This is a genomic window from Streptomyces marianii (genome assembly GCF_005795905.1).
Taxonomy (GTDB): Bacteria; Actinomycetota; Actinomycetes; order Streptomycetales; family Streptomycetaceae; genus Streptomyces; species Streptomyces marianii.
This window is the reverse complement of sequence record NZ_VAWE01000001.1, coordinates 4,962,299-4,987,422: the sequence shown is the minus strand read 5'-3', so window position 1 is coordinate 4,987,422 and position 25,124 is coordinate 4,962,299. Positions and strand designations below refer to the sequence as shown.

The window sequence follows — 25,124 nt, the reverse complement described above, 5'->3', positions numbered from 1 at the left end:
GCCGCGCCCTGCGAGAAGGGCACGGAGCTGCACAGCCGGCACCTGCAGCGATCCGCCGGACGGGGCTAGCGCCCGAAGAGTCGCCACCCGCCCGTGACAGCGGTCACCGGCTCGCGCCCGCAGCCCCCGCCCGAAACGTGCCGACCACCCCGCAGATGAGGACCCTCACGTTGACCACCGCGACCACATCCCCCCTCCGCACGGAAACCGCCGCGGCCCCGGCACCCCGCCCCGGCCTGTGGCTCGGCCCCCTCCTGGCGCTTGCCGCCACCGCCATCTGGTCCGGGAACTTCGTGATCGCCCGGCACCTGGGCGACGCCGTCGCGCCCGTGCAGACGTCCTTCTGGCGATGGGTGATCGCCCTCGCGGCCGTCGCCCCCTTCGCCGCACGCGGCCTCGTGCGTGAACGTCAGGCCATCCGCCGCCACGCGGGCCTGGTGGTGCTCGCGGCACTGCTCGGGGTGACCTTGTTCAACACCCTGATCTACATCGCCGGGCAGTCCACCTCCGCGACGAATCTGGCGCTCATCGCCGCCGCTTCCCCAGCGGCGATCGCAGCGTTCGCCTTCGTCGGCGGAGAGCGCATGACCCTGCCGCGCGCCACCGGCATGCTCATCGCGTTCACCGGCGTCGTCACGCTGGTGTCGAAGGGCAGCATCACCGCCCTGCTCACGATGGACTTCCGCGCCGGTGATCTGTGGATGCTCGCCGCGATGGCCACCTTCGCCGGCTACTCCGCCCTGCTCAAGCGCAAGCCGGCCGCGATTTCCGGCACCAGCTTCCTTCTGGCCACCTTCGCCGCGGGCACCGTGATGCTCGCCCCCTTCTACGCCGCCTCCGTCGTGCTCCAGGGGGCCTTCACCCCCAGCAGCACCACCGTCGGTCCGCTGCTCTACATCGGCGTCGCCTCCTCCGCGATCGCCTTCTACACCTGGAACAAGGCCGTCGACCTCATCGGCGCCACCCGCGCCGGAGTCATCTACTACCTCCAGCCGGTGTTCGTCGCCTGCGTCGCCCACCTGGCCATCGGCGAGCACATCAGCCTCGTCCAGATCCTCTGCATGGCCACCATCGTCACCGGTGTCGCGCTGGGCGCGAAGCGCTGACCACCACCGCGCAGCAACCCCGAATCCACCCCATGGGAACAGGAACATCCCATGGCGGACCGCATCAACGCGGACCGACTGCTCTCCGACCCCACCCACCCGTCACAGATCGGGGCAGGCCCGGACGGCGCCCTGTGGCGCGTCGCCGGCACCAAGGCCGACTGGGCCGGGCGGGACTGGCTGGACAAGACCATGCCGGTGGAGGGCCCGCACCGGTGGAGGGCCGAAAAGATCAATCCCGCCGTTCGTTTGCGGCGGGCCGGAGCGGCAAGGTTCGGGTTGTGGGGGTCCCGACCTGGAGGGCCAAATGATCATCCTCGGACTCATCCTTCTGATCATCGGGCTGGTCGCCGGCATCAACATCCTGTGGACCATCGGAATCATCCTGGTCGCGGTCGGAGCCCTGCTCTGGGTCCTCGGCGCGATGGGCCACGCGGTCGGCGGCAGGCGCCACTTCTACTGACGAGGCCCGCTCCACCGAGCAGAGCCGTTCCACCGAACAGGCCCGTTCCGCCGTCCAGGCCCGCCGAGTCCCCGAACCGCCGTGGGGTTCACCGTCGGCGGGCCGCCGTGAGCGCCGCGACCGCCTCCGCGGTCCAGTGGCCCGCGGCACCGGGACAGGCCGCGAGATACGCGGCGATGCCGGACGCCGGCCACGCGCCGGCGTCCATCAGTCCCGCGACGAGATGGCGCAGATAGGCCGCGGACGGCCGGGTCCACTCCACGTCGTGGAGGGTCCAGGGGGCCGTGAAGGTCAGGACGGGCAATCCTTCCAGGACTCCCGGGCAGACGAGCGTCTCGTAGCGCCCGCCGCCGAGTTCGGCCCTGCCGCGTCCCAGCGCCTCGGACAGGTCCAGATCGCGGCCCGGCTCGCGGTACATCTCCTGGGCCACGATGTCCGAGAACTGCCCGGCCGTCACCAGATGCGCGCGGGCCCGGACCGTGCCGGCCGAGCCGGGGTCGTAGAAGGCCCGGCCGCCGCGCCAGACCGGGGAGTGGGTGGCGAAGTACAGCGTGCCCGGCAGCTCCACCGGTACGGAAGCCGCGGGCGGACGCGGGTCGCGGCAACCCGGGTAGGTCCGCGCGGCCCCGCGCGGGCGGCCGCCCGTGAGGTAGTGCGACAGCCGCTCCAGATGCGTGTTGGAGCCGTAGGCGGTGTACCAGACCGTGTCCGGCGACCGATCGCCGGGCGGTGTCGTCGTGTCGATGGTGCGCGTGCGGTTCATGGCCCTTGCCCTACCCGGTTCGACGGCACAGTCCGGTAACGCCCGTCTCCTGGCTCACTCCTGTCCCGTAGAGTGCCCGCTGGATACTCTTGAACGCGTTCAAGGTCCTCAGGGGGGGCCACGGGGAGGGGACTGCGGCATGCGCAGTGGAGCCAAGATCGCCATCGTGGGTGGCGTGTTCGTGCTGTTCGCGGGCGGGGTGGGGTACGGGGCCCACAACGTCCTGGGGGGCGGTGACGACGGCGGTACGGAGTCGAGGTCCGGTGCCGTCACGAAGAGATCGGGGCCGCCGAGCGCCGAGGAGATCCGCACGACCGCCGAGGACTTCCTCGCCGCCTGGGCGTCCGGGGAAGCGCCACGGGCCGCGCAGCTCACCAACAACGCCGCCGAGGCGGAGCCCCTGCTCAGCTCCTTCCGCGACGGTGCCCACGTCAGCGGGGTGACGATGAAGCAGGGGAAGCCGGTCGGGCCGAAGGTGCCGTTCACAGTCAGCGCGACGGTCTCGTACGAGGGCGCGAGCAAGCCCTGGACCTACGCTTCCGAACTCACGGTCGTCCGCGGTCTGACCACCGGCCGGCCGCTCGTCGACTGGGTCCCGTCCGTCGTCCACCCGCAACTCGACAAGCAGGAACGGCTGAAGACGGGCCCCGCGGCCGCACCCCCGATCAGGGCCGTGGACCGCAGGGGCAGGGAACTGACGAAGGAGAAGTACCCCTCACTCGGCCCGGTGCTCGACCAACTGCGGCAGAGGTACGGGGACAGGGCGGGCGGCAAGGCGGGGGTGGAGCTGGTCATCAGCCCGCCGAACGGCGCGGACACCACGCTGCTGACGCTGTCCGAGGGCGAACCGGGCGAGCTGCCGACCACGCTCGACGCGGACGTCCAAGCAGCTGCCGAGCAGGCCGTGAAGCGGCACAGCGAGGCCTCGGTCGTCGCGATCAAGCCGAGCACGGGAGAGATCCGCGCGGTGGCCAACAACCGCAAGGACGGCTTCGACGCGGCGCTCGGAGGACAGCAGGCGCCCGGTTCGACGATGAAGATCATGACGGCGGCGCTCCTGCTGGACAAGGGGCTGGTCGCCGCCGACCGGAAGGCGGAGTGCCCGAAGGAGGCGATGTACCAGGGGCGGACCTTCCACAACCTGGGCCACTTCGACATCCCCGACGGTACGTTCACCCAGAGCTTCGCGCGCTCCTGCAACACCGCCTTCATCAAGCTGATCGACGACGTCCACGACGACGCGGCGCTGTCGAGACTGGCGCGGGACGCCTTCGGCATCGGGCTCGAATGGAGCACCGGGGTGCAGACCTTCGACGGCTCGGTGCCGGAGGGCAGCGGCGGGGAGGCGGCCGCGCAGTACATCGGGCAGGGGACGGTCCAGATGAACGCGCTGACCGTCGCCTCCGTCGCCGCCACAGCCAAGAACGGCGGCTTCGAACAGCCCGTCATCGTGCCGCGCTCGCTGGACGGCCGTGAACTGGCCACCGCGGACCGGCAGCTGTCGGGATCGGTGTGGCGTCAGCTGCGGGACATGATGCGGGCGACCGCCCAGTGGGGCTCGGGCGCACGGGCGATGGCCGGAGTGCCCGGCGACAAGGGTGCGAAGACGGGGTCCGCCGAGGTGGACGGGCAGGCCACGTCCAACAGCTGGTTCGCAGGGTTCGCCGGGGACCTGGCGGCGGCCGCGGTGGTGCAGTCGGGCGGACACGGCGGTGACGCGGCCGGGCCGCTGGTGGCGTCGGTACTCAAGGCCGGCTGAGGATCGGGGGCGGGGGCCGGCCGCGCCCCGCCCCCTGCCCCGGTAGGCCACCCCCGCCCCGCGTACCGCTGGGCTCTTCGCCGACCAGGATGGTGGACGAGCCCGGCATCGTCCCACGCCATGCGTCCCGTACCGAATCGCTGGGTAGCGTTCGACGAGTGGCGAACCTGACGACGACGTCGAACTTGGGGGTGGACGAGGGTGAGTGAGGTTCCAGGGTGAGCGCGATGCTGGCGGCGCTGATCGCCGCAGCCACTTCAGCCTTGGTAGCGATCTTGTCGCTCCACCTGAGTGACCGTCAGCAGCAGCGGCGGGAAGCACGCACCCAACGGCACGAACTCAACGCGAAGTACCTGAACCCATTACGATTTCAGCTGGTAGAGAATCACTTCCGCCTGTTGAGCATCCTGAATCGCGCCCGACCGGTCGGCGGAACGAACACGGGCTTGCTGGTCGTCGACAACCCGGTCGAAGTGTCGACGAAGAACGCGTCGTGGTTCATTGGGCCCGGTTGCGCCTTGGTGTCATCGGCCTATCTGAGTTCCTGCTTGTTCGCCCACCTTAAGAAAGTCCGCGAAGACTTCCCGTATCTCCACCTCTCCGCGGCGGACGACACTCGGCTCGCCGCACTGCTATTGGGCGTACAGCAGGGATTCCTCGTCGAACAAGGCGTCTACTACGTCACGCAGCCCAGCATCGGCGAATCGGTATGGATTCGCGACGAGGAGCGTCTGATGACGTACCGGGAGTTCTGCGAAAAGCTTCAGGATCCCGATTGGCGGGCCTGGCTCGATCGACTGATCACGTTTTACCTCGAAATAGCGCGAGGCGAGAAGAAGCAACGCACGGAACGCCTGATCACCGCAATTGCCGATCTTTCGAAATTTCTTGACGAGTGCGTCGGGGGCGGCAAGTCCATCGAAAGTCGGATGCGAGCTGAAAACGTCCGACCATCTGACATGACGCCCTAGTGTCTCGTGATTCTCTTCGTGTCACTCGCGCTCGACCCGAAGGTGCTGGTCAGCGCCTTGCGTGGCGTCAACTGGCGTGACATCAACGGGAACACGAGACACCAGTGCCGCGTCAGGCAGGGTTTGCCCGTCAAGGAGCGGCGTCCGGTGCACGGGGCCTCCCCAGGCCCTCCCGGGCCGAGGGGGTGGGGCCTCCCCAGGCCCTCCGGTCGAGGGGGTGGGGTCTCCCCAGGCCCTCCGGTCGAGGGGGTGGGGTCTCCCCAGGCCCTCCGGTCGAGGGGGTGGGGTCTCCCCAGGCCCTCCGGTCGAGGGGGTGGGGTCTCCCCAGGCCCTCCGGTCGAGGGGGTGGGGTCTCCCCAGGCCCTCCGGGCCGAGGGGAAGATCGCAAGGCGCCGGATCGACCTCGCCGAGGGCCTACTCGATTGATCCGGCAACGCCGCGAGTCGCCGTGCCGGACGCCGCGACGGGGCGAACGTCGCCTGACGCGGCACCAGCTCAGTCCGGCTTGGCCCGGCCGCCTACGGGCGGGCACGGGACGGCAGGCAGGAGGGGGCCGAAACGCCGCATGCGCCGATCATCCGGCCGAGCGGACCGCCCTGACCAGAGCCTGCGCCCGAGGATCGGCGGTGACTCCCTTGCGCATGCCGTTGGTGACGTAGCCGAAGGCGGTACCGGACTCCGGATCGGCGAAGCCGAGCGACCCGCCGCGGCCCGGGTGGCCGAAGGAACCGGGGCCCAGCAGCGGGGAGGCCGGCCCGTGGAGCATGTAGCCGAGGCCGAAGCGGGTGCCGACGACGAGGACGCGGTCGGGGCCCGTGGACTCCTCGGTACGGGCGAGGGTGAGCGTGGCGGGGGCGAAGAGCCGGTGGCCGTCGACCGAGCCGATCGTCGCCGCGTAGAAGCGGGCCAGGGCACGGGCGGTGGAGACGCCGTTGGAGGCGGGAAGTTCGGCGGCGCGGTAGGCGGGGTGGTTCTCGTCGGGCATCGGGTCGATGGCGCCGAAGGCCCGGCGGGTAAGGGAGTCCGGGTCGCGGTACGCCTCGGTCACGGAACGCTTGGGGCGCAGTCTCAGCCCGCCGCCGGACGCCGTGGGCGGTTCCTCGATCCGTCCGATCCTGCCGGTGCGGTGGGCCTCGTCGTCGGGAACGCCGATCCAGAAGTCCAGGCCGAGCGGGCGGGCGATCTCCTCGGCGGTCCAGCGGCCGATCGTGCGTCCGGTGACCCTGCGTACGAGTTCCGCCAGCAGCCAGCTGTAGGTGTGCGCGTGGTAGCCGTGATCGGTACCGGGTTCCCACGCGGGTGCCTGGGCGGCGACGGCCCGTGCCCCGGACGTGCCGTCGGCGGCCTCCGCCACGGTGAGCGGCCGGTCGAGCGCGGGCACTCCGGCCCGGTGGGACAGCAGATGCCGGACGACTGCGCGTTCCTTGCCCGCGGCCTTGAACTCCGGCCAGTACGTGCCGACGGGCGCGTCCAGGTCGAGCTGTCCGCGCTGGTGCAGCAGCAGCGGTACGGCGGCGGCGAAGCCCTTGGTGGCCGAGCGGACGACCTGCGCGGTGTCCACGGCCCACGGCTCGGCGCCGTCCACGTCCCGGGTGCCGCCCCAGAGGTCGACGACCTTCACTCCGTCCTTGTAGACGGCCACGGCGGCACCGCGCTCCCCGCGTGCCTCGAAGTTGCGTATGAACGCCTCCCGGACGGGCTCGAAGCCTTCCGCGACCGTGCCCTGGACGTCCACGTCCACCTCTCCCCGCTTTTCCGGCCTGCTCCTCGCCCCACCATGGTGCAACGTGCCGGGACGTGACCGGATTCCGGGTCGGTCCCGGGCCGGTGGGGCGGGCGCCGGACGCCGCCGGCGGTGGGCGGGCCGACTGCGGCGGGCGGGGACACCCGCCGCAGGCTCACGCGCCCGTCGTCACGGCCCGCGGATCGAAGCCGAAGGGCAGCTCCAGCCGGTGCGCGCGCATCAGGTCGGGGTCGGCGAGCAGGTCCTGGGTACGCCCGTCGGCGGCGATCACGCCCTCACTGAGGACCACCGAACGCGGGCACAGCTCCAGGGCGTACGGCAGATCGTGTGTGACCATCAGGACGGTGACGTCCAACGAGCGCAGGATGTCAGCGAGTTCACGACGCGATGCCGGATCCAGATTGGACGAGGGTTCGTCGAGGACGAGGATCTCCGGCTCCATGGCGAGGACGGTCGCGACCGCCACCCGCCGCCGCTGGCCGAAGGAGAGGTGGTGCGGCGGCCGGTGCAGGTACTCGGCCATCCCCACCCGGTCGAGCGCCGTGCGGACCCGCTTCTCCAGCTCCTCCCCGCGCAGCCCGGCCGCCGCCGGACCGAAGGCGACGTCCTCCCGGACGGTCGGCATGAACAGCTGGTCGTCCGGGTCCTGGAAGACGATGCCGACCTTCCGCCGGATCTCGGCCATGTGCTGCTTGCCGACGGGCAGCCCGGCGACGGCGACCGTGCCCGCGCCGCCGGTGAGGATGCCGTTGAGATGGAGGACGAGGGTGGTCTTGCCGGCACCGTTGGGGCCGAGCAGGGCGACGCGCTCGCCGCGGCCGACGGTCAGATCGACGCCGAAGAGGGCCTGGTGGCCGTCGGGGTAGGCGTACGCCAGCCCCCGGACGTCGAGGGACGGCGGGACGGCGGCTGCCGGGGGGAGCGAGGTCATAGGGTCCAGCCAAGCAGACAGACGGCGAGCGCCGAGAACGGGAGCGCGGCGGCGTACGCCCACTGCGCGCGGGACGCGGTCACCTCGTCGATGACCGGCATGGTGCCGGTGTAGCCGCGGCTGACCATCGCCAGGTGCACCCGCTCGCCGCGCTCGTAGGAGCGGATGAACAGCGCCCCCGCGGACTTGGCGAGCACGCCCCAGTGGCGCACCCCGCGGGCCTCGAACCCGCGTGAGCGCCGGGCGACGGACATCCGCCGCATCTCGTCGGTGATGACGTCGCCGTAGCGGATCATGAAGGACGCGATCTGCACCATCAGCGGCGGCAGCCTCAGCCGCTGCAGCCCGAGCAGCAGGGAGCGCAACTCGGTGGTCGAGGCGAGGAGGACGGAGGTGGCGACGCCCAGCGTCCCCTTGGCGAGGATGTTCCAGGCGCCCCACAGCCCCGGCACGGAGAGGGAGATGCCGAGCCATTCGGTGCGCTCGCCCGGCACCAGGAACGGCATGAGCAGCGCGAAGGCGACGAACGGGATCTCGATCACCAGCCGCCGCAGCACGAACCCCGCCGGGATCCGGGCCGCCGCGGCGACCGCGCCCAGCAGCAGCGCGTACAGGCCGAAGGCCCAGACCGCCTCGCGCGGGGTGGAGACCACCACCAGCACGAAGCAGAGGGCGGCGGCGATCTTGCAGTGCGACGGCAGCCGGTGGACCGGCGACTCGCCGTGCCGGTACAGCCTGTGGGCGTGGCCTGTGCTCATTCTCCCGCTTCCGCCTCTCAGCCCCGCACGGATTCCTTCGGGGCCCCGGCGGTGCCGCCGCGGCGGCGGACAACGACGAACACGCCGGTGCCCACCGCCAGCGTCGCGCCGACGCCGATCACTCCCGCCAGGCCGCCGGCGACCCGCACGTCTTCGATGCTGGTGACGCCGTAGTCGGCGAGCGGGGAGTCGGCGGCGGCGTGGTCCTCCACCTTCTCGTCGATGCCCTTGTCGGCGGCGACCCGCTCCAGTCCGTCGGGGTCGGCGGAGGCGTAGAAGGAGACGAAGCCGGCGAGGACCAGGGAGATCACGAGGCCCGCGAGCAGCACCGGACGCGGTGAGGCGGCGGAGGCCGGCGCGACCTCGGGCCGGACGTCGACCAGTTCGCCGTCCACACGCAGCTTGAGCGGCGCCGACAGCCCGCGGGCGCCGTGGACGAGGTCGGGCCGCACGGCGAGGACGGCGCCGACCGTCGCCGCCGTGATGGCGGCCTCGCCGATGCCGATGAGGATGTGGACCCCGGTCATCGCGCCCAGGACCGTACCGATCGGCACGTCGGTCGTGCCGCCGATCGCGTAGAGGAGCGAGAAGGCCACGGCGGACGCCGGCACGGACACCAGGGCGGCGAGGAACGTGGCGATCGTCACCGACCTGCGCTTCTTCGGCAGTACCCGGACCAGCGCGCGGAACAGGGTGTAGGCGACGACGACCGTGACCACGCCCATGAGCAGGATGTTGACGCCGAGCGCCGTCAGACCGCCGTCCGCGAACAGGACTCCCTGGAGCAGCAGTACGACGGAGACGCACAGCACCCCCGTGTACGGCCCGACGAGGATCGCCGCCAGCGCCCCGCCCAGCAGATGGCCGCTGGTACCGGCCGCGACCGGGAAGTTGAGCATCTGGACGGCGAAGATGAAAGCGGCGACGAGTCCCGCGAGCGGCGCCGTCCGCTCTCCCCCATGGCCGCCGGCACGGGTGTCCCCGAGCTCTCGCCCGGCACCGCGCAGGCTCACGGCCACGGCACCGGCGGCGACGACCCCGGCCGCCGCGGAGACGGGGACATCGATGAATCCGTCGGGGACATGCATGGCGGGCTCCGCTTCCGGGGGCAGGCCACATCGGCCCGGCTGGTCAACCGTCCGATGATGCGCCCTGTTGCGAACCATTTGCAAGAGCGTCTCTTCTACAGGTGCAATCGACCTGCCCGGGTGCCTCGAAGGGCAATATGGGACATTAGATGACAAAGAGAACCAGAGGTGAGGAGCGTCCGATGTCCCACACTGTCGAGAGCCCCTCTGTCGAAGAGCATGCGAAGGCCCGGATCATCAACGACGCCCCTCACTACCGATCGGTGCCCGTGGCCCTCCGCTACGAGCCCGGCAGGGACCCCGACGCGGTGCGGTGCGTCTTCCCGAGCGGCATCGAATGGGCCTTCCGCCGCGAGCTGCTGGAGACGGGTCTGCGCGCACCCGCCCGCCGCGGTCCGGTCTCCGTCTGGCCGTGCGGCCGCGCCCAGGTGATCGTCGAGTTCCATTCACCGGACGGTGTGGCGGTGATCCAGTTCGACACCCGCCCCCTCGTGCGCTTCCTGCGCCGCACCTACGCGGAAGCGGCCGCGCCCGCCACCAGGGTGTGACGGACACGACCACCGCGCCTTCCGGCTCACGAGCGCCCACCGGTCGACGACCGGTGGGCGCCCGGCGCTCCTCCGGCGCTCTCCCGGATCCCGGGAACCGGTCCGGGCGAACGTCCGGGAGGCGATCCGGGCCGACATACGACGCCGATCCGGGCGGACGCCCCGGAGGCGATCCGGGCCGACATACGACGCCGATCCGGGCGGACGCGATCCGAGCGGACCGGACGGTCCGCCGGACGCGGTCCGCCGGACCGTACCGCGCGGCGCTCAGGCGCCGACCAGTTCACGCTCCTTGCCGCCGTCGCCCGCCGGGTCGTCCGCTCCACGCAGCTTCTCGCCCTCGACGTCCACGCTCGGCAGCACCCGGGCCAGCCAGCGCGGCAGCCACCAGGCCCTGCCGCCCAGCAGCGCGAGCACCGCCGGCACGATCGCCATCCGGACGATGAAGGCGTCGAAGAAGACCGCGATCGCGAGACCAAAGCCGATCATCTTCACCATCTGCTCGCTGGAGCCGATGAAGCCCGCGAACACCGCGATCATGATCACCGCGGCGGCGGTGACCACCCGGGCCCCGTGCCGGAAACCGGTGACGATCGCCTGGCCCGGCCGCTCGCCGTGCACGAACGCCTCGCGCATCCGCGTCACCAGGAACACCTCGTAGTCCATGGCGAGACCGAAGACGACGCCCACCATGAAGATCGGCATCATCGACATGATCGGGCCCGTCTGCTCGACGCCGAACAGCGAGCCGAGCCAGCCCCACTGGAAGACCGCGACGACCGCACCGAGGGCGGCGACCACCGAGAGCAGGAAGCCGAGCGCCGCCTTCAGCGGCACGAGGACGGACCGGAAGACCACCATCAGCAGCAGGAACGCCAGACCGACGACGAGCGCCAGATACGGCACCAGCGCGTCGTTCATCCGCTGCGAGAAGTCGATGTTCATCGCCGTGGCGCCGGTGACGTGCACGTTGTCGCCGCTGGTCTCGCGGATCGTGTGGACGAGGTCCTCGGTCTCCGTGGAGCTGGGCCGGTCCTCGGGGATCACCGTGATCATCGCCGTGTCGCCGGCCTTGTTGTACGTGGCCGGGGTGACGGCAGCGACGCCGTCGAGCCCCGCGATCTCCTTCGCCGTGCCGTCCGCGGCGGCTTTGTCGCCGTCGACGACGATGAGCAGCGGCCCGTTGAAGCCGGGGCCGAAGCCGTCGGAGAGCAGGTCGTACGCCCTGCGCTGGGTGGTGCTGGTGGGCTGGGAGCCGTCGTCCGGCAGTCCCATCTCCAGCGAAGCGGCAGGCAGGGCCACGGCGCCGAGGCCCACGACACCGGCGAGCAGCACGGCGACCGGGCGGCGCAGCACGAACCCGGCCCACCGCGTGCCCATGTTGGGCTTGTCGCCCGCTTGCGCGGTCTGCTTGCGCGCCTTGCGGCCCAGCACCCTCTTGCCGGCGAAGCCGAGCAGGGCCGGGATCAGGGTGAGGGCGATGAGCACGGCGATGGCGACCGTGCCGGCGGCCGCGAAGCCCATCTTGCTCAGCATGGGGATGTTGACGACGGCCAGACCGACGAGGGCGATGACCACGGTCAATCCCGCGAAGACGACGGCGGAACCGGCCGTGCCGGTGGCCCGTCCCACTGCCTCCTCGTGGTCACGCCCCTCGGCCAGCTCGGCCCGGTAGCGGGAGACGATGAAGAGCGCGTAGTCGATGCCGACCGCGAGGCCGATCATCGTGGCCAGGGTGGCCGTGGTGGAGCCGAGGTCGAGGGTGCTGGCAAGCGCCGTGATGGTGGAGACGCCGATGCCGACGCCGATGATGGCGGTGAGCAGCGGCAGACCGGCCGCGACCAGCGAGCCGAAGGTGATCACGAGGACCACCGCGGCGACGCCGACGCCGATGACCTCGGACGCGCCGGTCTCGGGGGCGGCCTGCAGCGCGTCGCCGCCGATCTCGACGGTCAGCCCGGCGCCCTCGGCCTTCTCACCCGCCTCGGTGAGGGCCTCGCGGTCCTCCTCGGCCAGCTCCATGCCACTGACCTTGTAGGAGACCTGGGTGTAGGCGATGGTGCCGTCCCGGCTGATCGCCTTGGCCTGGTACGGGTCGACGACCGAGGCGACCTGGTCCGAACCGGACTCGAGTGCGGCGACGGCCTTCTCGACCTCGGCCCGGTGGGCGGGGTCCGTCATCTTCTCGCCCTCGGGCGCCTTGAAGACGACGCGTGCGGTCGCTCCGTCGACGCTGGTGCCCGGGAAGCGCTCGTCGAGCAGGTCGAAGGCCTTCTGGGCCTCCGTACCCGGTATGGAGAAGGAACTGGACGCGGCGGTCGACGCGGAGGAGGCGGCGACGCCGGCGAGGGCGAACAGCGCCACCCACAACAGCGCGACGAGCCGTCGGCGCCGGAAGGCGAACCTTCCGAGTTTGTAGAGGAACGTAGCCACGAGATCGGTCTCCCGGTCAGGTCGTTGGGGCGGATGGGCAGGCTTCACCAGCCCGACGACGTGAGCGGTGCGCGTCAGGTGGCACTTTGCGGAATGCGGGATGGGGAGGGTGGAGCGGGGACGGTGTGGCGCGGGGTGAGGAGAGGGACGTCAGTCGCCGTCGGCGGGGACGCCCAGCGCGGGGAGCACGACGGCGTCCAGGTACTCGTGCAGGAAGCCCTGGCTCATGGACTCGTCCTTGATCAGCGGATGGGCCACGAACGCGCCCACCAGCATGTGCGACAGGTACTTCAGGGCGGGGTTGTCCGCGGAGATCTCACCGCGGCCGACCGCCCGCTGCAGCAGCACGTCGAGCCCGGTGATCTCCGGCTCGATGAACAGCTCGCGCAGCGCCTGCAGCAGATCGTCGTTCTCGTGGACCGCCCGGGCGAGGCCGCGCATCAGCGCGGTGTCCCGCTCCATCTGGCAGTCGTCGGACTGCGACACCATCTCGTGGAAGTCGCCGCGCAGGCTGCCGGTGTCGATCCGGGAGATGTCCACCGGCTTGCTGTGCCGCAGCGCCATGGCGACCAGCTCGGGCTTGCTCCCCCACTGGCGGTAGAGGGTGGCCTTGCTGGAGTGGGTGCGGGCGGCCACGGCGTCCATGGTGAGGGCGTCGTAACCGACCTCGCGCAACAGGTCGAGCACTGCTTCGTACAGTTCGGCCTCGCGCTCGGGCGTGAGTCTGCTGCGTGCCATGACCGACCTTCCGAACGAAACGGTTTCGTACAACAGGACTGTACCCCGCCGCCGTGCGAAACGAAACCGTTTCGTACGTGTCCTGGGCCACAGCGCACCGCCCGGGTCGTCGCGGGCCGCTCCGGCCGCCACGGGGGAGTCCGTCCCCACGAGTTGCCGGGCCCCCCGCACGCGGAAAGCATTTAGGAGTGAGTGAAGACGTCGCGTATCTCCGCTTTCCGCATCTGCACGACGACTTGCTGTGCTTCGCGGCCGAGGACGATCTCTGGATCGCCCCCCTCGTCCCCGCGGGCCGGAGCCCCGGCCGGGCCTGGCGGGTCACCGTCGACCGGACCCGGATCGGACACCCCCGCTTCTCCCCGGACGGCAGCCTGATCGCCTACACGACCTGGCGCAGCCTGGACCCGGAGATCCATCTGGCGCCGGTCGACGGCGGCCCGGCACGCCGCCTCGGCTACTGGGGCTCGACCGACACCCGGGTCTGCGGCTGGGACCCGGACGGCAACATCCTCGCGGTCTCCTCGCACGGCCAGCCGTTCTCGTACTTCTCCTGGGCCTACAAGGTGCCCACGGACGGCGACCCCGGAAAACGCCTCCCCTGGGGGCCGGTCTCCGACATCGCCGTCGCAGGCGGCGAAGGACAGCACCGCACCCTGCTGCTCACGGGCAAGCCGCCGCACGAGCCGGCCGGGTGGAAGCGCTACCGGGGCGGCGCGATGGGGCGCCTCTACCTGCACGGCGAACGGCTGCTGGCCGACATCGGCGGCCATCTCGACTGCCCGATGTTCGTGAACGGCCGCATAGCGTTCCTCTCCGACCACGAGGGCGTCGGGAACCTCTACTCGTGCCTGCCCGACGGCACGGATCTGCGCCGCCACACCGACCATGACGCCTTCTACGCCCGGCACGCCTCCAGCGACGGAAGCCGGGTCGTCTACCAGTGCGCCGGCGACCTGTGGATCGTCGAGGACCTGGCGCCGGACTCCCGGCCGCGGAAGCTGAACGTCCGGCTCGGCGGCCCGCGCGCCGGACGGCGCCGCTACCAGGTCCCCGCCGCCAGCCACGTCGACGGGCTCTCCGTGGACACCACGGGCAGGGCGAGTGCCGTCGTCGTACGCGGCAGCCTCTACTGGCTGACCCACCGCGACGGCCCGGCGCGCACCATCGCCGACACCCCGGGCGTCCGGGTGCGGCTGCCGGTGATGCTCGGCAGCGGCGGCGGGCAGGTCGCGTACGTCACCGACGCCGACGGGGAGGACGCCGTCGAGATCGCGTACCTGCCCCGGGCCAGCGGCGACCGGCCGCCCCGGCGGCTGGCCACCGGCCGGCTGGGCCGGGTGCTGGAGATGGTCTCGGACCCGGCCGGAGAGCGGCTCGCGATCGCTTCGCACGACGGCCGACTGCTGCTGCTCACGGTGGCGGAGCAGGAGACCGCGGCGGAGCGGGCGCAGAGCACGGGGGACGGGGGAGACGCCGGGGAAGCGTCCGCGACCGACGGGGCGGACGGAGCCGGGACGAACGGCACGACGGGCACGAACGGGACCGGAACGGACGGGACCCGCCCCGACGGAGCCGGAACCTCCGGGGCGCTCCGAGCCGAGGCGGCCGAGGGCGAGGGCGAGGGCGGGACCGAGGCCGAGACCGGAACCGGAACCGGAACCGGAACCGAGACCGGGCCTACCCCGGGCCAGCGGCAACCGGCCACCCCGACGGCCGGCCACCCGCCGACTGAACCGGGTGCCAGGTCCGGGGCGCTCCGAGCCGAGGCAGCCGAAGCCGAAGCCGGAACCGGAACCGGAACCGGAACCGAGACCGGGCCTACCCCGGGCCAGCGGCAACCGGCCACCCCGACGGCCGGCCACCCGCCGACTGAACCGGGTGCCAGGTCCGGGGCGCTCCGAGCCGAGGCAGCCGAAGCCGGAACCGGAACCGGAACCGAGACCGGGCCTACCCCGGGCCAGCGGCAACCGGCCACCCCGACGGCCGGCCACCCGCCGACTGAACCGAGTGCCGGGACCGGGGCGCTCCGAGCCGAGGCAGCCGAAGCCGGGACCGAGGCCGAGACCGGAACCGGGACCGGGACCGGGGCTTCCGGCGGCTCGGAAGCCGGCCCCGCGGGCCGGCCCGGCGGCACGGGCTCCGGCTCCACCGACGGACCCGGCGGCACGGGCGAGGACCTCGTCACCGAGCTGATCCGCTCCGGCAACGGGCCCGTCCGCGATCTCGCCTTCTCTCCCCTCGGCAACTGGCTCACCTGGTCGCACCCGTTCATCGGCCGTTCGCTGCGCCAGATCAAGATGGCCCGTATCGACGGCCCCGGCCCCCGCACCGTCGTCGACGTCACCAACGGCCGCTTCGAGGACGAGTCCCCCGTCTTCACCCGCGACGGCCGCTATCTGGCCTTCCTGTCCTGGCGCGGCTTCGACCCCGTGTACGACGTGCACACCGGCGACCTGTCCTTCCCGCTGGGCTGCCGCCCCTACCTCGTACCGCTGTCGTCCGCGACACCGTCGCCGTTCGCGCTGCTGCCCGACGGGCGCCCGGCGGCCGGCGGGCTGGACCCCACCGAGGCCGACATGGGGGAGGGCGCGGCGATGGTGGAGGTGGAGGGACTGGAGAGCCGGGTCACGCCGTTCCCCGTGGCCGCGTCCAAGTACTCGTCGCTGCACCCCGTCGCGGGCGGCGGTCTGGTCTGGCTGCGGTGGCCGATCTCGGGCGCGCTCGGCGAGACGTTCGCCAACCCCGCCGACCCCTCGCACCGGCCGACCCTGGAGTACTTCGACATCCCCAAGGCCCGCAGGACCGAACTCGTCGCGCACCTGGACTGGTTCGCGGTCAGCGGCGACGGCTCCCGGCTGGTGGTCTTCGACGACGGGGAGCTGCGCGCCGTGCCCGCGACCGAGTCCGGCGACAGCGACTCCACGGTGTACCTCGACATGCGCCGGATCCTGCACGAGGTGGACCCGCCCGCGGAGTGGCGCGGCGCGTACGAGGAGGCCGGCCGGCTCATCCGGGACTACTACTGGGATCCGGGCATGTGCGGGATCGACTGGAGCGGCGTGCTGGACCAGTACCGTCCGCTCCTCGAACGGGTTGCGTCGCCCGACGAGTTCGCCGACCTGCTCCGCGAGGTGCTCGGCGAACTGGGCACCTCGCACGCCTACGTCACTCCCGCCCGCCGCAACGAGGGGCCTCCCCACTACCAGCGGGCGATGGGACTGCTCGGCGCCAACCTGGCCCGCAGGGAGGAGGGCTGGGCCGTCGTGCGGATCCTGCCCGGCGACTCCTCGGACTCCAAGGCGCGCTCCCCGCTCGCCGGCACCGGCATTCGCGAAGGGGCCGTGCTGACCCATGTCGACGGACGTCCGGTGGACCGGGTGACCGGCCCGTACCCGCTGCTGTCCGCGGCGGGCGGGACGACCGTGGAGCTGACCTTCCGGCCGGCCGAGGGCGAGGGCAGGCCGCGGCGGGTGGCGGTCGTACCGCTGGTCGACGAGCGACCCCTGCGCTATCAGGACTGGGTCGCCAAACGGCGCGCGGTCGTACGGAAGATGAGCGGCGGCGAGTGCGGCTACCTCCACATCCCGGACCTCGGCGGTTCCGGCTGGGCGCAGTTCAACCGCGATGTGCGGATGGAGGTTTCCCGGCCGTCGCTGATCGTGGACGTGCGCGGCAACGCGGGCGGTCACATCAGCGAGCTGGTCATCGAGCAGCTGAGCCGCACGATCCTGGGCTGGGACCTGACGCGGAACGCGCAGCCGGTCTCGTACACCTCGAACGCCCCGCGCGGACCGATCGTGGCGCTCGCGGACGAGGCGACCTCCTCCGACGGGGACATGATCACGGCAGCGATCAAGCTGCTGGGCCTCGGTCCCGTGGTGGGCCAGCGCACCTGGGGCGGTGTGGTGGGGATGACCGGCCGGCACCGGCTCGCGGACGGGACGGTGATCACGGTGCCGATGAACGCCGCCTGGTTCGAGGCGTACGGCTGGTCCGTGGAGAACCACGGCGTGGAGCCGGACATCTTCGCCGAACGCCCGCCGCTCCACTGGGCCGAGGGCAAGCGCACCGATCTCGACACCGCGGTGCAGGTCGCGCTCGACCGGCTGGCGAAGGATCCGGCCAAGACGCCTCCGGGGTACGAGAACGTCCCCGACCGGCGTCGCCCTCCCCTGCCGCCACGCGGCTGACTGCCGTTCCGAGGCACCGGACGACGGTCGCGAGCCGGAAGCCGGGCCCGTCGCCGGGCCCTGGAACCCGGCCATGGAACCGGGCCGGAACCCGGGCCGCCGCCGGGCCGTAGACCCCAGGCCATGGAACCCAGGCCGCCGCCGGGCCGTAGAACCCAGGCCGTAGAACCCCGGCCCTGGAACCCAGGCTGTGCAACCAGGCCATGGAACCCAGGCCCGTCGCCGGCCCACCGAACCGGGACACCCGGACGACGGGCAAGGAGCCCGGACCACGGAACCGGGCGATCGGCGGCGGTGGCCGGCCGCGGGAAAGGGGCGCACCCCGTGCACTGGGTACGCCCCTTCCGGGTGCCTCGGACGTCAGGCGTCGTGGCGACGGTGCGGCGGCTCGTCGCTCATCTCACGCTCAGGGCGGCGGCGCTCCTGCCCGCGCTCCTGGCCGCGCTCCTGGCCGCGCTCCTGCGGGGGGCGCTGCTGCGGCCGCTGCTGCGGCGAGCGCTGCGAAGCCTCCTGCTTCATGCCGGGCTTCTGCTTCGCCTGCTCCTTGAGCTGCTCCGCCTTGTCCTTGAACTGCTCCTGGATACCCATCTGGTTCACTCCTGGAAGGGTGTGAGGGACGGGGGCCGTTGGGCCGGCCCCCGGGGCCTCGACCAGACTGGCATGCAGGGACATTCCGCGCATTTCGATCAGTTACGCTCCGTACGTTCCCGCTCGTCAGCGGCACCGCCCGCGCCCACGAGCCCCGTTCGGATCCCGGTGAGCCGCGGCTCGAAGCGCCTCATCTCCCGCTGCCCGACGACCCCGACGAGGCCCGGCAGGTACCCGCGGACCGACTGCATCCCGCGCAGCCACCACTGCGCGTACACGTGGGCGGAGCGCCGTTCGATGCCGGCGACGATCCGGTCCACCGCGGGGCCGAGCGGGTACGTGCGGTTCGACGGCCACGGGAGCCGCTGCCGCAGCTCCCGCATCACGTCGTCCCGGTCGGCCCCGCGCACCATGTCCGTGTCGGTCCAGGACAGGTAACCGACGCCCACCTTCACCCCCTTGTGGCCCACTTCGGCCCGCAGGCTGTGCGCGAAGGCCTCGGCCCCCGACTTGGAGGCGCAGTACGCCGTCATCATCGGCGCCGGGGTGATCGCGGCGAGCGAGGCGATCTGGAGGAAGTAGCCGCGGGACTCGACCAGGACCGGCAGGAAGGCCCGGCAGGTGACCGCGCTCCCGATGAGGTTGACCTCGATGACCCGCCGCCACGCCGCCGGATCGGAGTCCGCGAACGGGCCCCCCGACGCCACACCGGCGTTGGCGACGACGATGTCGACCTTGCCGAAACGCTCCTTGACCTCGCGGGCCACGCGAGTCATCGCCTCGTGGTCGGTGACGTCGGCGTGCCAGTGCTCGCATTCGGTGTGCAACCGCCCGGCGACCGCCTTCAGTTCGTCCGGCTCCAGGCCGACGAGCGCGATCCTCGCCCCGCGCGCGGAGAGTTTGCGGGCCAGCAGCTCGCCGACACCGCGGGCGGCCCCGGTGACGACGGCGACCTGCCCTTCGAGGCTGACCCTGGTCATGCGTTCTCCTCCTGCTTCGTACGGGCGCCGGGCCGCGCGGGGGCGTTCCGCTTCAGCTGGGCGTCCACGAGCTTCCTGATCTCCGCGGTGACCCTCTCCGGGGCCTCCACGGGGGTCATGTGCCCTATACCGGCGAGTTCGACGAGTCCCACACACTCGGGCAGCGACGCGGCGAGCGCCCGGGCGTGGACGATCGGGGTGAGCCGGTCCGCGGTGCCCGCGACGACGGCCGTGGGCAGCCTCATCTCCCGTACCCCGGCGTCGAGGTCGAGCCCGGCGAGGACACCCGCCCAGGCCACCCGGGTCGGGCGCGGACAGGCGTGCACAATACGGGCGCACTCGGTGACGCGCTCCGGCACCGTGCCCGGGCCCATCGTCGCGTAGCGCAGGATCCCCTTCGAGATCGGTGTGACCGGTCCGAGTGGGGCGCGCGAGCCGAGGATCGCGCCGGTGAGCCGGGTTCGGAGCCCGCCGGCCCGCATCGGCACCACCAGCGACTCGGCGACCAGCCGCGAACTGCCGGTGCTGCACAGCAGTGCGGCCGCGGCGTGCTCGGCGAACTTCGGCCGGGCGGCGGCCGCCATGAGCGTCATCCCGCCCATGGAGTGCCCGGCGAGCACGGCCCGCTCGCCCGGCTCCAGCGCGGTGGTCAGTACCGCCTCCAGATCGTCGGCGAGCGCCTCGGTGGTGTGCCCGGCCTTCGCGACGGCGGGTGTGCGGCCGTGTCCTCGCTGGTCGTAGGCGATGACCCGGTGGTCGGCGGCCAGCTCCCTGATCTGCGCCGCCCAGAAGTGGGTGGAGCAGGTCCAGCCGTGGGCGAGCACGACGGCGGGCGCTCCGTCGGGGCCGTGCACCTCCACGTGGAGGCGGGAGCCGTCGGCCGAGACGGCGGTGAGTTCGCGGGCGGCGACGGGCGGGGCCGGGGCCGTCCCGGACCGCTTGAGGAGCCGGCTCATGCGCTCTCCTCCCCCACGGCCGCCGCGACCGCTCCGGTGCCCGGGACCGCGGCCGGGATGCGGGGGGCTCGGACCACCTCGTACTCGGCGAGGTCGACCGTGCGGGTCTGCCGCCGGAACTCCCCCGTCGTGCCGGGCCAGATGGTGGTGTTGCGGCCGCTTGCGTCGAGGTACCAGCTGGTGCATCCGCCGGTGTTCCAGACGGTCCGCTTCATCCGCTCCTGGACCAGCCGGTTCCAGGCGTGGACGGCGGACGGCCGCGCGCCGAGCGCGACCCGGCCTCCGAGGACGTCCAGCTGACGGAGGTAGTCGGCCATGTAGTTCAGCTGGGACTCGATCATCAGGATCATCGAGCTGTTCCCGAGGCCGGTGTTCGGGCCGATGATCGTCATCCAGTTGGGGAAGCCGGCGGCGGTCGCGCCGCGCAGCGACTCCATGCCGTCCTTCCATGCCTCGGCGAGGGTGGCGCCCTCCGCGCCCACCACCCGGTCGGCGATCGGCATGTCGGTGACGTGGAAGCCGGTGCCGAGCACGATCGCGTCGACCTCGGCCTCCGTGCCGTCGGCGGCCACGACGGTGGAGCCGCGTACCTCGGTCAGCCCGGAGGCGACGACGTCGACGTTGGGCCGCGCGAGCGCCGGGTAGTAGTCGCTGGACAGCAGGATCCGCTTGCAGCCGATGCGGTACGACGGCGTCAGCTTCGCCCGCAGCGCCGGGTCCTTGATGGACTTGGCCATGTTGGCCTTCGCCAGCGACTCGATCAGACCGAGCTGGTTGGGCCGCTTGGTGAACGCGCTGACCTGCAACTCCCTGATGCCCCAGAGCAGTCCGCGGCGCGCGGTCCCGGTGAGCGGCAGTCGCCGGTGCAGCCAGCGCTCGCCGGCGCCGATCGCCCGGTCCACTCGGGGCATCACCCAGGGCGCGGTGCGCTGGAACAGGGTCAGTTTCGCCACCAAGGGCTGGATCGACGGCACGATCTGGATCGCGGACGCCCCGGTCCCGATCATCGCGACCCGCTTGCCGCGCAGGTCGTAGTCGTGGTCCCAGCGCGCCGAGTGGAAGACCTTGCCCGGAAATCCGTCGAGTCCGGGGATCTCGGGCGTCTTGGGGTCGGACAGCGGGCCGGTCGCGGAGACCACGACGTCGACGGTGAACGCGCCCCGCGAGGTCTCGATCTCCCAGTGCAGTTCGGCGGTGTTCCAGCGCATCGTCAGCACGTCGTGGCCGAAGCGGATGTGCGGGCGGATCCCGAAGACGTCGGTCACGTACTCCAGGTACGCCCGGATGTGCTCCTGCCCGGAGAAGGTCCGGGGCCAGTCGGGGTTGGGCGCGAACGAGAACGAGTAGAGATGGGACGGTACGTCGCAGGCGCAGCCGGGGTAGCTGTTGTCCCGCCAGGTCCCGCCGACCGAGTCGGCCCGCTCCAGGACGACGAAGTCGGTGATCCCCTCACGGCGCAGCCGGACGGCGGCGCCGAGGCCGCCGAATCCGGATCCGATCACCGCCACTCGCACGTGCTCGTACTGCTGGCCCATGCCGCCGCCTCCCGCAGACAGACTCCCGCCGAACCGTGCCATCGATCACTGGCACGATGGGAGAGTAGAGCCTTCGCATACCCAGCGGTAGGGGTGGAACCGAACAAGTTACCGGCGGTACAACATAGGCTTGCGGACGTGACGGACGAGCAGCGCACGGATCGCGAGATCCGCGAGTACCGCATGGAGGAGCTGGCCGAGGAGGCCGGCATCACGGTGCGCACCCTGCGCTTCTACCGCGAGCGGGGGCTCATACCCCCACCCCGCAGGGAGGGCCGGATCGCCTGGTACGACGCCCACCATCTGGCCAGGCTGCGCACCATCGCGGCCCTGCTCGAACGCGGCCACACTCTCAGCGGAATCGCCGATCTGGCGTCGGCCTTCGACAGCGGCCGCGACGTCGGCGAGGTGCTCGGCCTCGACGAGCCGACCGAGGAGACCCCGGTCCGGCTGACCCCGGAGGACCTGGCCGACTACTTCGAGGGCGAGGTCACCCCCGAGAACCTCGTGGCGGCGCTCGACCTCGGCTATCTGGCCACCGACGGCGACGAGATCGTCCACATCAGCCGCCGGCTGCTCGACGTCTCCTCCGCACTGGTGAAGGAGGGGGTGCCGCTCTCCGCGGTCCTCGCTGCGGGCCGCGAGGTGCGCGGCCACGCGGAGGCGCTGGCGTCCCTCTTCGTCGGACTGCTGCGCTCGCACGCGACGGAGGGGGACGCCGGGCGACTGCGCCCCCTGGCGAAGAGCGTGGTGGAGGCGGAGCTCTCCATGGCGATGGACCGCCTGCTGCGCGACTCGTGACGGGCCGGGCCCGGCCCGTCCGGCGGGCACCGCAGGCCCGCCGGGTCCTTCCGGGCGTCCGCGAGCGCCACGGCCGTGGGTGCGCACCGCCCGAGCAGGCACAAGCGGCAGATCGAGGTCAGGCGGCCACGGCCGTGCGCGGGCGCACCGCCCGCGGGGCCCCGGGGCCGGACGGCCCGCCTCGACGGCCACCGCCGGAGCACGCCTTCGGCGCTACAACTCGAACACCGCCGTCACCGGCGCGTGGTCGCTCCACCGTTCGGCATGGCTCGCCGCGCGCTCCACATATGCCTTCACGCACTTGTCCGCGAGCCGGGGTGTCGCCACCAGCAGGTCGATGCGCCAGCCCGTGTCGTTGTCGAAGGCGCGCCCCCGGTAGGACCACCACGAGTACGGGCCCTCCTGCTCGGGGTACATGGCACGGACGACGTCCACATAGCCGGCGCCGGTCCCGCCCTGGTCGTACACACGGTCGAGCCACTCGCGCTCCTCCGGCAGGAATCCGGAGTTCTTCCTGTTGCCCCGCCAGTTCCTGAGGTCGGCCTCCTGATGGGCGATGTTCCAGTCGCCGCAGACCAGCACCTCGCGGCCGTCGGCGGCCGCCCGCTCCGCGAGACCCTTCAGATACGGAAGGAACGCGTCCATGAAGCGGTACTTCTCGTCCTGTCGCTCGGTCCCGACCTCGCCCGACGGGAGATAGAGACTGGCGACCGTGACGCCGGGCAGGTCGACCTCCACATAGCGTCCGCTGCCCTCGAACTCCTCGCTGCCGAAACCGGTCCGGACCGCGTCCGGCTCGCGCCGGGTCAGGACGGACACACCGGCGCGGCCCTTGGCGGCGGCCGGGACGTGGACCGCTTGCCAGCCGTCGGGGCTGCGCACCTCGTCGGGGAGCTGATGGGCCTCGGCCCGTACCTCCTGGAGGCACACGACATCGGCGGACGTCCCGGCCAACCACTCGACGAAGCCCTTCTTCACGGCGGCCCGCAGCCCGTTCACATTCACGCTGGTCACAGTGAGCACCCCCGCACGATATCCGAGGGAGAACGGCTCGCATACATGTACGATCACGGGTATGGATATCCAGCCGAGGCCCTTCGACCACCCTGACGCGGTCAAACTCAACGACCAGGTGCAGCTGGAGTACGTCGCGCGCTACGGCGACGAGGGCGATGTCACACCGCTCGACCCCTCGATGTTCGTCCCGCCGCGCGGACTCTACCTGCTCGCGTACGACGGGCTGGGCCGCCCGGTGGCCACCGGCGGCTGGCGCACCCAGGACGAGAACGCCGAGGGGTATGCGGACGGCGACGCCGAGCTCAAGCGTATGTACGTCGTCCCCGAGGCGCGCGGTCTCGGTCTGGCGCGGCGCGTCCTGGCGGCGCTGGAGGAGGACGCCCGCGCGGCCGGCCGGATCCGCATGGTCCTGGAGACCGGCACGGCCCAGCCGGAGGCCATCGCGCTGTACACGTCGAGCGGTTACGAGCCGTGCGCCAAGTTCGGCCACTACCGCGAGTACGAGAGCAGCCGCTGCTTCGCCAAGCCGCTCGCCGCGCGATGACCCGCCGGCCCGGGTAGCCCCGCCGGCCCCGGCACTTCCGTGCCTGCCTCGGCAGCCCCGCCGTTCGCGCCGACCCCGGTAGTCCCGCCGATCCCTCCGGCCCCGGCGCTTCCATGGACGGCGCGAACCATAGCCATGACGCGCTCCTGACAAAGTGGGCGCCGTCATGACACCCTTCCTCACGCACGTCTATCCGCACCGTTCTCATCCCCCACCTGCCCCGGCAGAAGGAGACATGCGTGAGACGCCATCGCACAGCCGCAGCGACCCTGTTAGCCGTCGGCGCTCTGCTCACCGGCGGTCTGACGGCCGCAACCACGGCCCACGCCGCCGCCCCGGCCCCCTCGCCCGCTCCCGCCGCCGTGGCCCACCACGCCACGGCCGCCGAGCAGCACCAGGCCCGCACCTTCTGGACCGCGGAGCGAATGCGCGCCGCCGTCCCGCTCGACCTGCGCCTCGGCGCGGACGCGCTGAAGACCCTCAAGACCCCGAAGCGCGGGGCCGTCACGACGACCGTCGGCCCCACGGCCTTCCCCCAGGCGGGCGGCGCCTGGACCGGCGGCGGCGCGGTCGTGAAGACCTCAGGACGGGTCTTCTTCACCTTCCAGGGCCGCACGGCGTCCTGCTCGGCGAACGCCGTGACCAGCCAGAACGCCAGCACCGTCATGACGGCCGGACACTGCGTCAAGTACCAGGGCAGCTGGCACACCAACGTCGTCTTCGTTCCCGCGTACGCCAACGGCCAGGCACCGTACGGCCAGTGGACCGCCACCAAGACGCTGACCACCCCGCAGTGGGAGGCGAGCGAGGACATCAACTACGACATCGGCGCGGCCGTGCTCGCCCCGCTGAACGGCCAGAAGCTGACCGCGGTCACCGGCGCCCAGGGCATCCAGTTCAACGGCGGCTACAACAAGCAGATGTACGCCTTCGGCTTCCCGGCCGCGTCCCCGTACGACGGCACCAAGCTGATCTACTGCAGCGGAAACAGCTCCAAGGACTGGCTGTTCACCCAGGACCACAGCCTCGGCTGCAACATGACCGGCGGCTCCAGCGGCGGCCCCTGGTTCACCGGGTTCAGCGAGACGGCCGGCACGGGCCTGCAGGTCTCGGTGAACAGCTTCGGCTACATCTTCCTGCCGAACCGGATGTTCGGCCCGTACTTCGGCAATGAGGCGAAGGCCCTGTACGACAAGGCCCAGGCCGCCTGA

21 protein-coding genes are annotated in these 25,124 nt (G+C 71.9%); 9 read left to right on the top strand and 12 right to left on the bottom strand.

All coding sequences use genetic code 11. The features are described from left to right. The first annotated feature begins 155 nt into the window (after positions 1-155). Both FEF34_RS22550 and FEF34_RS41400 read left to right on the top strand, forming a co-directional pair. The gene (locus FEF34_RS22550; protein WP_138054766.1) at positions 156-1,106 is read left to right on the top strand and encodes a DMT family transporter; all 951 of its coding nucleotides are present in this window, start codon (positions 156-158) and stop codon (positions 1,104-1,106) included. Positions 1,107-1,413: 307 nt separating this feature from the next. After that, entirely contained in the window at positions 1,414-1,569 is a 156-nt protein-coding gene (locus tag FEF34_RS41400) for a DUF6131 family protein (RefSeq protein WP_171053047.1), read from the top strand. An 88-nt stretch (positions 1,570-1,657) separates the two neighbouring features. On the opposite strand, the gene FEF34_RS22540 is transcribed toward FEF34_RS41400, so the two are convergent. Beyond that, on the bottom strand, positions 1,658-2,332 hold the full coding sequence (locus FEF34_RS22540) for a histone deacetylase (RefSeq protein ID WP_138054765.1): 675 nt from the start codon (positions 2,330-2,332) through the stop codon (positions 1,658-1,660). 139 nt (positions 2,333-2,471) lie between these two features. Between FEF34_RS22540 and FEF34_RS22535 the strand changes: the two genes are divergently transcribed. Next, positions 2,472-4,091, top strand: coding sequence for a penicillin-binding transpeptidase domain-containing protein (locus FEF34_RS22535; protein ID WP_138054764.1), 1,620 nt, complete (start codon positions 2,472-2,474; stop codon positions 4,089-4,091). A gap of 218 nt (positions 4,092-4,309) precedes the next feature. Next, the gene (locus FEF34_RS22530; protein WP_138054763.1) at positions 4,310-5,062 is read left to right on the top strand and encodes a hypothetical protein; all 753 of its coding nucleotides are present in this window, start codon (positions 4,310-4,312) and stop codon (positions 5,060-5,062) included. A 574-nt stretch (positions 5,063-5,636) separates the two neighbouring features. Here the strand turns inward: FEF34_RS22530 and FEF34_RS22525 are convergent. The 4 genes from FEF34_RS22525 to FEF34_RS22510 all read right to left on the bottom strand — a co-directional run bounded on the left by FEF34_RS22525 (position 5,637) and on the right by FEF34_RS22510 (position 9,583). Continuing rightward, positions 5,637-6,797, bottom strand: a complete 1,161-nt coding sequence (locus tag FEF34_RS22525; RefSeq protein WP_171053321.1) for a serine hydrolase domain-containing protein — start codon at positions 6,795-6,797, stop codon at positions 5,637-5,639. Between the two features lie 163 nt (positions 6,798-6,960). Then, positions 6,961-7,737, bottom strand: coding sequence for an energy-coupling factor ABC transporter ATP-binding protein (locus tag FEF34_RS22520; RefSeq protein ID WP_138054761.1), 777 nt, complete (start codon positions 7,735-7,737; stop codon positions 6,961-6,963). Next, on the bottom strand, positions 7,734-8,495 hold the full coding sequence (gene cbiQ, locus FEF34_RS22515; RefSeq protein WP_138054760.1) for a cobalt ECF transporter T component CbiQ: 762 nt from the start codon (positions 8,493-8,495) through the stop codon (positions 7,734-7,736). The genes FEF34_RS22520 and cbiQ overlap by 4 nt, the downstream gene beginning before the upstream one ends. A gap of 17 nt (positions 8,496-8,512) precedes the next feature. After that, complete coding sequence (locus tag FEF34_RS22510) at positions 8,513-9,583, bottom strand: energy-coupling factor ABC transporter permease (RefSeq protein WP_138054759.1); 1,071 nt, start codon at positions 9,581-9,583, stop codon at positions 8,513-8,515. A 182-nt stretch (positions 9,584-9,765) separates the two neighbouring features. Here FEF34_RS22510 and FEF34_RS22505 point away from each other — a divergent pair, with 182 nt between their 5' ends. Continuing rightward, positions 9,766-10,131 (top strand): SsgA family sporulation/cell division regulator, encoded by a 366-nt coding sequence (locus FEF34_RS22505; RefSeq protein WP_138054758.1) that lies wholly within the window; start codon positions 9,766-9,768, stop codon positions 10,129-10,131. A 267-nt stretch (positions 10,132-10,398) separates the two neighbouring features. On the opposite strand, the gene FEF34_RS22500 is transcribed toward FEF34_RS22505, so the two are convergent. Next, a complete protein-coding gene (locus FEF34_RS22500) occupies positions 10,399-12,564 on the bottom strand; it encodes an MMPL family transporter (RefSeq protein WP_138054757.1) in 2,166 nt (721 codons plus the stop codon). A 150-nt stretch (positions 12,565-12,714) separates the two neighbouring features. Continuing rightward, positions 12,715-13,302 (bottom strand): TetR/AcrR family transcriptional regulator, encoded by a 588-nt coding sequence (locus tag FEF34_RS22495; protein WP_138054756.1) that lies wholly within the window; start codon positions 13,300-13,302, stop codon positions 12,715-12,717. Between the two features lie 188 nt (positions 13,303-13,490). Between FEF34_RS22495 and FEF34_RS43080 the strand changes: the two genes are divergently transcribed. Beyond that, positions 13,491-17,492: a S41 family peptidase gene (locus FEF34_RS43080; RefSeq protein ID WP_138054755.1), complete on the top strand. Its 4,002-nt coding sequence runs from the start codon at positions 13,491-13,493 to the stop codon at positions 17,490-17,492. A 360-nt stretch (positions 17,493-17,852) separates the two neighbouring features. Here FEF34_RS43080 and FEF34_RS22485 read toward each other — a convergent pair whose 3' ends face one another. The 4 genes from FEF34_RS22485 to FEF34_RS22470 form a co-directional block, all read right to left on the bottom strand. Further along, entirely contained in the window at positions 17,853-18,080 is a 228-nt protein-coding gene (locus FEF34_RS22485; protein ID WP_138054754.1) for a hypothetical protein, read from the bottom strand. Positions 18,081-18,178: 98 nt separating this feature from the next. After that, positions 18,179-19,060 carry an SDR family oxidoreductase gene (locus FEF34_RS22480; protein ID WP_138054753.1) on the bottom strand — a complete coding sequence of 294 codons (882 nt, stop codon included), beginning with the start codon at positions 19,058-19,060 and terminating at the stop codon, positions 18,179-18,181. Next, a complete protein-coding gene (locus FEF34_RS22475) occupies positions 19,057-20,016 on the bottom strand; it encodes an alpha/beta fold hydrolase (protein ID WP_138054752.1) in 960 nt (319 codons plus the stop codon). Before FEF34_RS22475 ends, FEF34_RS22480 begins: the two co-directional genes overlap by 4 nt. Further along, positions 20,013-21,551 (bottom strand): flavin-containing monooxygenase, encoded by a 1,539-nt coding sequence (locus FEF34_RS22470; RefSeq protein WP_138054751.1) that lies wholly within the window; start codon positions 21,549-21,551, stop codon positions 20,013-20,015. Before FEF34_RS22470 ends, FEF34_RS22475 begins: the two co-directional genes overlap by 4 nt. A 183-nt stretch (positions 21,552-21,734) precedes the next feature. Between FEF34_RS22470 and FEF34_RS22465 the strand changes: the two genes are divergently transcribed. Then, a complete protein-coding gene (locus FEF34_RS22465; protein WP_138057655.1) occupies positions 21,735-22,352 on the top strand; it encodes a MerR family transcriptional regulator in 618 nt (205 codons plus the stop codon). A 213-nt stretch (positions 22,353-22,565) separates the two neighbouring features. Here FEF34_RS22465 and FEF34_RS22460 read toward each other — a convergent pair whose 3' ends face one another. Continuing rightward, entirely contained in the window at positions 22,566-23,375 is an 810-nt protein-coding gene (locus tag FEF34_RS22460) for an exodeoxyribonuclease III (RefSeq protein WP_138054750.1), read from the bottom strand. A gap of 52 nt (positions 23,376-23,427) precedes the next feature. On the opposite strand from FEF34_RS22460, the gene FEF34_RS22455 reads away from it, so the two are divergent. Both FEF34_RS22455 and FEF34_RS22445 read left to right on the top strand, forming a co-directional pair. Continuing rightward, on the top strand, positions 23,428-23,913 hold the full coding sequence (locus FEF34_RS22455; RefSeq protein ID WP_138054749.1) for a GNAT family N-acetyltransferase: 486 nt from the start codon (positions 23,428-23,430) through the stop codon (positions 23,911-23,913). 239 nt (positions 23,914-24,152) lie between these two features. Then, a complete protein-coding gene (locus FEF34_RS22445; RefSeq protein WP_138054747.1) occupies positions 24,153-25,124 on the top strand; it encodes a trypsin-like serine peptidase in 972 nt (323 codons plus the stop codon).